Below are 12,070 nucleotides of genomic sequence, written 5' to 3'. Positions count from 1 at the left end.
ATGCCAAATGCTAATCGATTTCGAAGCTATAGTAGATATCCAGTGATTGACTTAAGGTGCTAGACACACTCTCTAAATATAATTGTGAAAACAAATAATATCGTACGGTCATTTCATAACCGGGGTTAAATACTCCCACGCCATACTTAATCATTAAGTCTTCACCTATATACCCACTCACGGCCACTTTTCCGTCATCATTAGTATCAAGTTGTACATTCGAAAATCCAAACTTTTCAATCAGTCCTGTCGCAGTACTGCCAATGCTATTCATTGCTCCACCATCAAATTGTGAACCTAAACTGAGCGCGGCTCCCATCATTAGTGAGTTACTTTGTTGGTTAGTTGTACTGGTAAAGCCTTTACCCGTCAAAATATAAGAAAGCACCTCGGCTTGCTCTTTTGCTGGATTAGAGAATAAGGTGACCACTGGGCGCATTGGGGTACCAGTGACTCGAACACCGGCGGTGATATCGCTCTCTTTAATGTCTCTAGTCGCTTCTATATTTAGGTTTGGCAATTCTGTTGGACCAATAAATTGGACTTCACCAGTATTAATACTTAAGGTTTGCCCCATAAACTTATAAGTCCCTTTGTTGACTTTAATATCACCAAATAACATGGGCGGCTTAAAAGCTTGCTGTTTTAGTACCAGATCGCCTTCTAGCCTTCCCTTAAGACCCATACCATCAATAGTAAGGCGTTTACCGACACTGATATTCAAATCGGCTGTAACGGCGTAAGGACTGGTTTTAACGGTTTGTTCAGACACTGAATCGTTAAATACCACATCGTTCGATACCGCAACGCCTCCTTCAGCTAACTGAGTAATTTTTATTTGTCCTGATGGCACGTTGACGTTGCCTTTTATCGCAAACAGTTGCTCATCAAAGGTCATATTAATATCTGGAGAGACATTTAATATTGCCATTGGTGGTTGAATTACCGCTAAATTTTCACCCTTAATATCAATGTCACCACTAAATTTCCCTTGAGGCCAAGCAAGGGTACCTGTCGTGCTCACTTGCCCGTCACCCATATGCCATTGGCCATTGAGTTGTCCTTGCTGACCTTCTAGAGCCAGTGACAAGTACAGTTTATCGATTAATGTTGGGTTGGTGGATAAGGCAAATGCACCGTCACTGAGTTTAATATTACCCGAGACATTAGGGTCCATAAGGGTGCCGGATAAATTTAATCGACTGGATAACATGCCTTCTAAGGTTTCTAGCCTTGGAAAGAACTCTCCAAAAGGCGCGAGATTAAGTTCATTAACATTAATGGTACCTTGTAAGGTCCGATCGGGCGTGATGTTGACACTTAGTTGACTTTGCCAACTGGCGATGCCGGATGAATCAAAACTCAATGAGCTAGTAATTTGTTTCTCATCAAGCGATGCTTGTAATAGTAACTGCTGGTAGTCGATGCTGATGGTGTTGTTTTTGGCGCGGCTTAGCTTAATATTGCCCGGTAAAAGCGTAAACTGAAAATTGGCAGTGGGCTTTTTACCTTTAGCCCAATTAACTTGACTGGTTAGCGCTGCTTCACCGCTCCAAGTGATTTTTTTAGACAACACAGGTGCCAATGATTTTCCGGGATTACCGGTAAAGGTGATATTGGCCTGGCCGGTGTGACCTAGATTAACATCATTGATTAAGCACAATTTATTGTGGGGATGAACTAAGCAAAAACTGCTTACACTGCCACTATGATTGAGCTGATCCCAGCTGAAGGTAATGTGTTTATCTTGTTGCCATTGTCCAAGAGCATTACTGATATTGAATTCTGTTAATGTGGCATTGAACTGTTGTTTATCAATATTACTACTACTGACCATTTGAGTATTGATGACCACATCACCTTGAGTATTAAGTGTGCTTTGTTGTTGATGTTGATTGCCTTCACTGATGAATGCGATATCTGTTAGCTTATAGCTGTCCCATACAAGATTATTATTATGCAGTTCTATCCGATATTTATGCTGCGAATAAGGACGATAATTAGCCAGTAAATCAAGGCTGTCAATTTTACTTCCTTGGTAACTGAATTGACTGATTTGCGCATTAATATCCACAATTGGGTCGGCACTATTACCCGTAACATCAACTTTTGCAAAAATATTACCGCGGCCGCCTTTTAGCCACTGACTGACATCGGGAACGCTAAGTTCGGCATCGATGTCCCATGTTTTGTCTGCTTGGCCATTGATGATTAATTGAGCGCCAAGGGCATTGGCCTGCAGATTTGTCGCGTTAATCGCAAAATCTTGATTTAATGAAATATCGCCTTGCAAGTTCAACGGGTATCCATTTAATCGACCGGTTAAATCGGCGTCTTGAATGGCCACTTGCCACTGCTTATCGGCAATGCTGCCCGTGCTATTAAAATGGCCACTGAATTTACTTTTGATCGGATTTTGCTGATTAATATAATCAATATATTGCAACTGAATGTCGTTGGTAAGCACATTGGCTTGCCAGGTTATGTCATCTTTATATGATAGCTGCCCAGTTAGATCTAGGTTGCCCGCGATTGACTGTAAATTGAGTTTATTGATGGTCAACTTTTGATTGTTGTTAACAACATCTGCAATAACTGCCAAAGTAGGGTGGTAAGGTGTTGTCAGTTGCCCTTCAAACCGCGCCACTTGGTCTTTTATATTACCTTTACTGGTAAAGTGGGTAATGTTGCTGGTGTACAGGGGGTTTTTTAACGGCCATTGCAAAGCGGCATCGGTCAGTGTTACTTGGTATTCAAGCGCCGGCGTGGTGAGATTAATGTCGGCTGCAAGATTGAAATGGCTATCGCCTTTAGCGATGGCATTAATATTTAATTGGCTTAAGTCTTGGGTAAGATCTACACGGAGTTGTTGCTGTTGAAGCCCTGGCAACTCAGGCAGATTTTCGACATTAGCAAGTAGTTTTAATGTCAGTGGGTAATGATCGTGTAAGCTAATATCACCGATAACACTCACATCACCATCATCATGTTGAATGTCTAGTTGGGTTATCCCAAGCTGAAATTGACGAAAACTGGCAGCTAATGCGATATGGCTAAAATGGTCGTTGCGCTGGCCGATAATGAGCTGACTGTCGGTGGCATTAAACTGTCTCACATTGACAGGAAAAGGCATAAACACCTGTGGTAAGTTAGCCAATGGCCATGAAGTTTCTTTGGGCGCGGCGGTTTTTTTTGTTGCTTTATTATTTGGCTGAGAACGTGTTTGGCTTGTTGATGTTGCATCTGGGATGTTGACGATTAGCCCTTGGCTGGTGAGTGATTCAACCACAAGGCCAGCGTTATTCCAGATAGCTTGAGTCGTTAAATTGTCGGCATAAAAAGTCATACCATTCACATCTACATTAATATTGGCCAATTGGGCGTGGCTAAGATTAATACTAATCGGTAATTTAAGCTCGGTAAAGGGATCGATGATATCCCCCGTTTCTGTGGTTTTTTCGGTTACTGGAATATCATCACTGATAATGTTCACATCAATACTTGATGCCAGCAGATTTGTGACACAAAGCTGTTTGTTAATCAGACATGTTGGCACCCATTCTAAAGTTAAATCATCAGCTTCGACGCTAATCCCTGGCATTGACCATGACAAGTGATGCAACGTGATATCATCATTTAAGGTGCCTGAAGCATATTCAACATCGATATCACTGACAAATTGATTAACGAACATCACCCCCATTTTACTACCAAATGGGGTGCCCATGATGATGGCAAACAGCATCAATAACACCAAAGGGACATAAATCAGTATTCGGGTAGATAGCTTAATACTGCGCCAAATTCTTGCAGATAGACTGGTTGATTTTGGTGCTTTTTTATTACTTGGCTTGAGTGATTCTTGTGACTGAGCGTTTTGCTCATTATGTTGCAAAGTACTTTGTTCAGTATGTTTATCTATCATAAGTCAGTTCCCATGGTTAAATGGAAACGATATGAACGTGCAACTGTCTCGGTTTCTTTTAAGCCAAAACCTAGGTCCATTCGAATCGGGCCAATAGGTGATATCCAGTGTAATCCTCCACCAACCGATACTACCGGTTCAAACTGTTGTGTATCAAAAGCATTACCAGCATCGACAAAGGTGGCAACTCGCCATGTCGGGGTAAGATAATATTGATATTCAACACTGCCAATCGCCAAGTAGCGCCCACCGACAACCTGTCGAGATAAGCCGCCTTCACTGTTGGTGTAGTCAATATAGGGACCTAATTCTTGGTAACTGTAACCTCGTATGCTTTGGTCGCCACCGGCAAAATATCGTAACGATGGCGGTATATTAGCCATATCGTTTTTATCAGCAATATTGGCTCCTAAATCGACTCGAGCAACAAAACGATGTTTATCGAATATAGTCTCTACCCATTTAAATCGGGCTTGTAAACGTGCCAGGCGGATGGTGGAGCCTAAGGACGGGTCGGCGTATTCAACACTGTAAGTTTGACGATACCCAGATTTGGGATCGAGCGTGTTGTCACCACGAACTGTTTTGGTGAGGTTGAAACCCAACAAATAAAAACGTGGATCGTAATCTGTATCGAGTTGATTATAAAACTCTCTAACGGATTCAATTGAATATCCATGTAACCAATTACTTTTAGATCGCCTTTGACGCGTTAAGCCAACGAGATACTTTTTAGACTCTAATTGCCCGGTATTATTAAATTGGCGTTTATCAGCGTCGTAATCTTGGGTGACACCATAGGTGTCGCGTAATAATCCGAGTTTTATTTTCAGTTGATCATCTAAGGGGTGAGTTAACGGAATAGTATAAGTGGTTAAAATCTTAGGTCGCTCAGGTGACCATTCAGCAGTGGTTTCTTGATAATGGCCATAGCGATTGATTTGCGGCGTGCGCCAGGTGACTCGTACACGAGGATCAACACTGTTTTCTGTACTATTACCTATATCAGCACCTAAACCCACTTCAATAAGATGGCTAGGTCGAGGGCTTAGCTCAACTTTAATCGGAACTACCCCAGTATCTATTTTGTTTAGCTGTGGCAATACTTTGATATTACTAAAATAACCAGTATCTAATAAATTACGATTAAACTCAGTTAATAGCTGTGTAGCGTAAGGCGCATCAGCATCAAAAGGAATCAATGATTCAACAACGTCATCATTGAGAGTACTGCCTTCAAAGTGAACATCACCAAATAAATAGCGTTTACCAGAATTAAACTGTAGGTTAATTTGGGCGGTATTTAAGTCACGATTAATGTTGATTTCTGATTTGGTGTATTGACCATCAAAATATCCTCTTGCCAGCGCTAACGTGATTAACTGTGATTTTATCGAATCATATACACCGTGGTTTAAGGTATCACCAGGTTTTATTTTCAAGCTATTAAGCCACAGCGAAAAAGTATTATCTTGGAGCATGTCACCTTGAAAATTAATATCCACCCATTGAATAATGACCGGTTCGCCTGGGGTTATATTGAGGCTTAACTCCCAAGGGCCTTTATCATTCTCTTTGACATCAATATCTAAAATTGCATGGTAGTAGCCGATGGATTCAAGGGCATCATGGGTGTTATCGTCAACGGTAAATAAAAATGCTCGCCGCTGAACATCGTTATCTGGCAGTGTGCCTAAATGAGCAAAAATGTTCTTTTCAATTTTTTTCGGCACGCCGGTAACGTTAATCGTTAACCAATTTTCGTCGGCCAGCACCAAGCCTGACATCAGTAATGTCAACGAAAGCAATAGGAATTGGCTAATTTTAAGGCGTTTTGTCGACAAGTTAAGCTAACTTTTCCAAAATTGATGATGATGACCATTGTCGCTACAAAGTATAAAAGTCGCAAGGATATGATTGAAATTACAAACAGAAATGGTTACAAAGATAAACCACCTTCAAGGATTTTTCTAACATGAATAAATTATATTTAACGATTGCGCTATGTTTAAGCTTAACGTCCAATAGCAGTTTTGCTAAAGACGATACACCTTTTGCTATAGCAATCCATGGTGGCGCCGGCACTATTTCAGTAGCCAGTCTAAGCCCTGAGCAAGAGAAAGCCATTCGCGACAAACTTAAACAGGCAGTTGATGCCGGATATAAAGTGTTAGATAAAGGCGGCGACAGCCTCGATGCGGTTCAATCTGCGATAAATGTGTTAGAAAATAGCCCATTATTTAATGCAGGGATTGGCGCTGTTTATACCTTTGATGGTGGCCATGAACTTGATGCCTCAGTCATGGACGGTAACACTATGAATGCAGGTGCCGTCGCTGGGGTTAAACATATTAAAAACCCGATTGATTTAGCAAGAAAGGTGATGGAAAAATCACCCCATGTGATGCTTTATGGACAAGGGGCGGAAGAATTTGCGCTAACCCAACAATTTAGTTTAGTGCCTAACAGTCATTTTGATACCCCACATCGTTATGCACAGTTGCTTGATGCTAAGGCGAGTATCATTGAAGCCGAGCAAAATAATGGCGGAGATTATCAGGCGTCAGTAGAACAGTTAAAAGCCAATTATAAATACGGCACCGTGGGTGCTGTTGCACTTGATAAGCAAGGTAACCTTGCTGCAGGGACATCAACTGGCGGCATGACAGCAAAACGTTTTGGCCGTATTGGTGATTCTCCGGTCATTGGCGCCGGAACGTATGCTGAAAATGGTGTCTGTGCGGTATCTGCAACTGGGCACGGTGAGTATTTTATCCGTTATCAAGTGGCGGGTGACATATGCGCTAGAGTTAAATACCAACAAGTATCGATTATTCAAGCGGCTGATGAAGTCATTAATCAACGTTTAATATCAGCTGGTGGAACTGGAGGCGTGATAGCAATTGATCAGCGTGGCAATATCGCAACGCCATTTAATACCGAAGGTATGTATCGTGCAACTCGAAGCAAAGGCCAAGCTGCCACAGTCATGATCTGGCGTGACAAGTAAGTCCTAGCTGTGATGATAAAGACCGATTAAAACAATCGGTTTTATTTTCTATCCACTGAGCCATTATTGACTAAACTTAAATTAAGTCAGTACTTGAATGTTGATTCATTTTGAATTGATTGACGAGATTTATTAAGCACGTAGTCAATTAGCGTGCATTTAGGGGGCAATATGGATTCAATAAAAATTAAAGATCACATGGATAGACGTCCGATACTGTTAACCGCAGATATGTCACTGGCAATAGCGGTTGAGAAACTACTCGAAAGTAATAAGAGCGGCGCGCCAGTTGTGGATAGTGTTGGAAAGTTAGTGGGATTCTTATCCCAACAAGATTGCTTGTCAGTGATGTTAAAAAGTAGCTACCACTGTGATATGACCAGTACAGTGGCAGATTGTATGAAAAGCCCTGTATTATCAGTTACTCCCGATGAAAGTATATTGGAATTAGCTGAACAAATGTTAGGCTCTAAACCAAAAATTTATCCTGTATTGAGTGCCGGAAAAGTCATTGGAACCATTAATCGGACCAATGTGCTTAAGGCGATGAATATTTATATGCAACAGTGTTACTTATCTCCAGCTTAACAATCGTTAAAATCAATACCATTCTGCTGTTTTCCTTGCTAGGATCGCTTTTTTTGATGTAAGCAAGGGAATCAGATTTGAATTCGGACCTTCACCCGCTATCTAAGGCGTATCTCAATCTTTGTTATCAAACCGATGCTGCTAAAATTCGTCGTCGTTTGTATCGTGTCAATAAAGAAGCCGAGTCTGAAAAAAAATCCCAAACGTTAGCGCAGTTAACGGAAGCTGCGCAGCAAGCCTATCAAAAAGCGCAGCAGCGCTTGCAGTCTAGACCTATTATTAGTTATCCAGATGAACTTCCTGTGTCGCAAAAACGTGACGATATTGCTTCTGCTATTGCCAATAATCAAGTGGTGATTGTGGCGGGGGAGACAGGATCTGGTAAAACAACCCAGTTACCTAAAATCTGTCTTGAACTGGGTTTAGGAACTCGAGGCTTAATTGGCCATACCCAACCTCGTCGTCTTGCTGCACGAAGTGTCGCGAATCGTATTGCTGATGAACTTAACAGCCCATTAGGTGAAGTTGTTGGCTTTAAAGTTCGTTTTGCTGATGCCATGAGTGACAACAGTTATATTAAACTGATGACCGATGGTATTTTGCTCGCCGAACTCACCTCGGACCGATTTTTAAACCAGTACGATGCGATTATTATTGATGAAGCGCATGAACGCAGCTTAAACATTGATTTTATATTGGGATATCTGAAGCAGGTATTAAAGAAGCGTCCTGATTTAAAAGTTATTATTACTTCAGCTACCATTGATGTAGATCGTTTTTCAAAACACTTTAATAATGCACCTGTTATTGAAGTGTCTGGTCGTACATTTGAAGTTGAAACGCGTTATCGTCCTTTAGTGCGCGACACTGATGAAGATTTAGATGTCAGTGATGGCATTTTTGCCGCCGTAGACGAGTTAATGGCCGCGGGTCCTGGCGACATATTGATATTTATGAATGGTGAGCGTGAAATTCGCGATACCGCTGATTTACTCAATAAACAGCAATATCGTGATACTGAAGTTTTACCACTATATGCACGCCTTTCTTACGGTGAACAATCTAAAGTCTTTAAAAGCCATATTGGCCGTCGTATTGTATTAGCTACCAACGTTGCCGAAACGTCATTAACCGTGCCTGGGATCCGTTATGTTATCGACCCTGGTACCGCACGCATAAGCCGTTATAGTTACCGTACGAAAGTACAACGTTTACCGATAGAACCCATATCGCAAGCCAGTGCCAATCAACGTCAAGGACGTTGTGGTCGTGTAGGCCCAGGTATTTGTATTCGACTTTACGATGAAATGGATTTTATTCAGCGCCCTGAATTTACCGATCCTGAAATATTACGAACCAATCTTGCTTCAGTGATTTTACACATGTTGGCGATTGGATTAGGTGACATTGGCGGATTTCCATTTATTCAACCACCGGATCAAAAACACATTCGAGACGGTTTTTTATTGCTTGAAGAATTACAAGCGGTTAAAAAGTCTGGTAATGACCTAGTGTTAACACCATTAGGCAAAGATTTAGCTAAAATTCCACTCGATCCGCGTTTAGCCCGAATGGTCATTGAAGCGAACAAATTGGGTTGTTTGCACGAAGCATTAGTGATTACTGCAGGTTTGTCGATTCAAGATCCGCGTGAACGCCCTGCAGAAAAGAAACAAGCTGCAGACGAGTGTCATCGCCGGTATGCGGATAAAGACTCTGACTTTGCCAGTTGGGTGAAGTTATGGGATCACGTTAAAGATCAAAAGCATGAGCTATCAGCCAGTCAGTTTAGAAAACAATGTCGTGACGAATATCTCGCATATTTACGCGTACGTGAATGGCAAGATTTATACACTCAAGTGAAACAAGCCGTCCATGAATTGAAATGGCGTATTAATGACAGTGCAGCCAGTTATGAACAGTTACATCGAGCATTATTATCAGGTTTGTTAAGCCATGTTGGTTTTAAAGGCGAGAACAACGAGTATCTAGGGGCGCGTAACCGTAAATTCTTTGTGTTTCCGGGATCGCCTTTAGCGAAAAAAGGTCCTAAGTGGATAATGGCTGCTGAGCTGACTGAAACCTCACGTTTATTTGCGCGTTGTTGTGCCAAAATAGACCCTGAATGGTTAGAATCACTCGCATCTCATTTAGTGAAAAAGAATTATCTAGAACCGCATTTTGAAGCCAAAGCTGCAAGCGTTATAGCACTTGAGAACCAGGTACTTTATGGCTTGACCATAGTCAATCGCCGTCGAGTACAATATGGGCCGATTGACCCTATAGAAGCTCGAGAGATTTTTATTCGTAGCGCCTTAGCAGAAGGGCAGTTACAGACGAAAGAAACGTTTTTTGTTAATAATCAAAAATTGCTTAATGACATAGAGTCGCTAGAACATAAATCTCGTCGTCGAGATATTTTAGTCGATGAGCAAGTGCTGGTGGATTTTTATGAACCCTTGATCCCTGCAGGTATTTTTAACGCGCCGTTGTTTTTTGCGTGGTGGAAAAAAGCTCGCCAACAAACCCCTGATTTACTTGATTACAGCCAAGCCTTGTTAATGCAGCGAAGTGCCGAGCATATATCGGCGCTTGATTTCCCTGATATATGGCACAAAGGTAATCTCGGCTTAACTGTCAGTTATCATTTTGAACCGGGTAGTATTGATGACGGAGTCTCTGTACATATTCCTGTTGCACTGATCAACCAAATTGACGACAGTGATTTTGATTGGCTTGTACCGGGATTACGACAAGAGAAACTCATTGCGTTGATCAAGTCACTGCCGAAAAATTTACGCCGTAATTTTGTGCCTGCTCCAGACTATGCCCGAGCATGTTATCAAGCGATGAAACCGTTTGAGTTGTCGATGCTCGATTCTATGTGTAAACAGTTACTGCGCATGAGTGGTGTACGCATATCGGCTGATGATTTTGATTTAACGCAACTAACAGAACATCTTAAGATGAACTTTAAGATTGAAGATGATCAAAGTCGTTTAGTCGCCCAAGGCCGTGATTTAGAGCTATTAAAAGGCCAACTGCAAGGTGTTGTGGCTAAAGCAATACGTAAAGTAGCTGACAAAGGCATTGAGCAAGAGGCAATAACCACATGGTCATTTGGTGATTTACCCGCTCAATATCAGCAGCGCAAAGGTAATTACGAAGTTAAAGCATATCCGGCATTGATTGATAATAAAACCGATGTGGCGATTAAGTTATTTGATGATGAACATGAAGCAAAGCGTCATCATCGAGTAGGCTTACGCCGATTACTGTTGATAAACATTCCTTCGCCAGTGAAACATTTACAACAAGCTTTGCCTAATAAAGCAAAGCTAGCAATGTACTTTAATCCATTTGGACAAGTGCAGATATTAATCGAAGATATTATTAATGCAGCGGTACAGCAGTTGTTAGATCAAAAGCAACTAGACATTCGCAATGAGCAGCAGTTCGAGCAAGCAAAAGAGTGGGTTCGCCAAGAGCTTAACCCAACAGCAGAGAGCATTGCGCTCAATGTAGAGCAAATTTTGACAATTTATCAACGTATTAAAAAACGTCTAAAGGGCAAAATTAGCTTAGATATTGCATTTGCAATGAGTGATATTCAAACTCAGCTTGATAGCCTTGTGTATAAAGGATTTGTCGAAGACTGTGGCTGGCAACGATTAACGGATGTTGTTCGTTATTTAAAAGCCATTGAAAATAGACTCGATAAGCTACCTGTTGACCCAACACGTGATCGATTACACATGCACAGTATTGCAAAAGTACAAGAGGCGTTAACGGCTCAATTAGCCAAAGTGCCACGTTCACAACCGGTCCCAGAGGCACTCATTGAAGCTCGCTGGATGATAGAAGAGTACCGGGTATCTTGTTTTGCTCAGGTATTAGGTACCGCTTATCCTATTTCAGAAAAGCGAGTATTGAATTCCATCAGTCAAGTGTAACCTTGATGCGTTGCTCCATCGCATGACGATGCGAATAAAACCGATATCACTTAGGTGATGTCGGTTTTTTATTATCCCAAATTGATTCAATTTCTAGTTATGCCTGTAAGACCTGTCATTTCCTGGCAACTAATCCGCTTTAACTATTAATTCTAAACCAAAAGCTTAGCCATATTCGTTAAATGCTTTGATAGTGCAGGCTGAGTGCAGGGCGTTATTTTTGAGTGAGGCACTCCAGTATTTCATTATGTTGTGGCCTCATCTTTAAAGGGCATTATTCTTTCAATAAATAATCAGAACTATAGAGTTTGAGTTGCCGTTATAGGGGCATAGTAATAGGTATTTAGCCTTAACAGCAGCAATGGAACCGTCGACTTGTATCGCAATGCGCTAGTATGTTGTCACGTCGATTACGTCTCAATTTCTGAAAGACTTTCTGTTTTTTTAGTGCAAAATCTCAATTTTAAGTCACATTTAGACTATCCGCAAAACAGAACTGAAAGTTTTTCGTAATTGTGGTTTGAAAGTGATCTGACTATTGATATACTCATCGCCAAGAAGAAAGTGATTGGTACTCTTCTCTCTGTAAGGCAA

At 41.4% G+C, this 12,070-nt stretch carries 5 protein-coding genes; 3 read left to right on the top strand and 2 right to left on the bottom strand.

Annotation, left to right across the window (positions count from 1 at the left end):
- Positions 1 to 10 precede the first annotated feature (10 nt).
- Entirely contained in the window at positions 11 to 3,925 is a 3,915-nt protein-coding gene (locus tag H5125_RS08760; protein WP_182744034.1) for a translocation/assembly module TamB domain-containing protein, read from the bottom strand.
- Positions 3,922 to 5,712: an autotransporter assembly complex family protein gene (locus H5125_RS08755; RefSeq protein WP_182744041.1), complete on the bottom strand. Its 1,791-nt coding sequence runs from the start codon at positions 5,710 to 5,712 to the stop codon at positions 3,922 to 3,924. The genes H5125_RS08760 and H5125_RS08755 overlap by 4 nt, the downstream gene beginning before the upstream one ends.
- Before the next feature lie 188 nt (positions 5,713 to 5,900).
- Between H5125_RS08755 and H5125_RS08750 the strand changes: the two genes are divergently transcribed.
- From H5125_RS08750 to hrpA, 3 genes are all read left to right on the top strand, one after another.
- A complete protein-coding gene (locus tag H5125_RS08750) occupies positions 5,901 to 6,935 on the top strand; it encodes an isoaspartyl peptidase/L-asparaginase family protein (RefSeq protein ID WP_182744033.1) in 1,035 nt (344 codons plus the stop codon).
- 171 nt (positions 6,936 to 7,106) lie between these two features.
- Positions 7,107 to 7,523 (top strand): CBS domain-containing protein, encoded by a 417-nt coding sequence (locus H5125_RS08745; protein ID WP_182744032.1) that lies wholly within the window; start codon positions 7,107 to 7,109, stop codon positions 7,521 to 7,523.
- 77 nt (positions 7,524 to 7,600) lie between these two features.
- Positions 7,601 to 11,476 carry an ATP-dependent RNA helicase HrpA gene (gene hrpA / locus H5125_RS08740; RefSeq protein WP_182744031.1) on the top strand — a complete coding sequence of 1,292 codons (3,876 nt, stop codon included), beginning with the start codon at positions 7,601 to 7,603 and terminating at the stop codon, positions 11,474 to 11,476.
- Positions 11,477 to 12,070: the final 594 nt, after the last annotated feature.

This window comes from Shewanella sp. SR44-4, from assembly GCF_014163715.1.
Taxonomy (GTDB): domain Bacteria; phylum Pseudomonadota; class Gammaproteobacteria; order Enterobacterales; family Shewanellaceae; genus Shewanella.
Note: the sequence above shows the minus strand (reverse complement) of the source record. Positions and strands in the feature narration are given on the sequence as shown.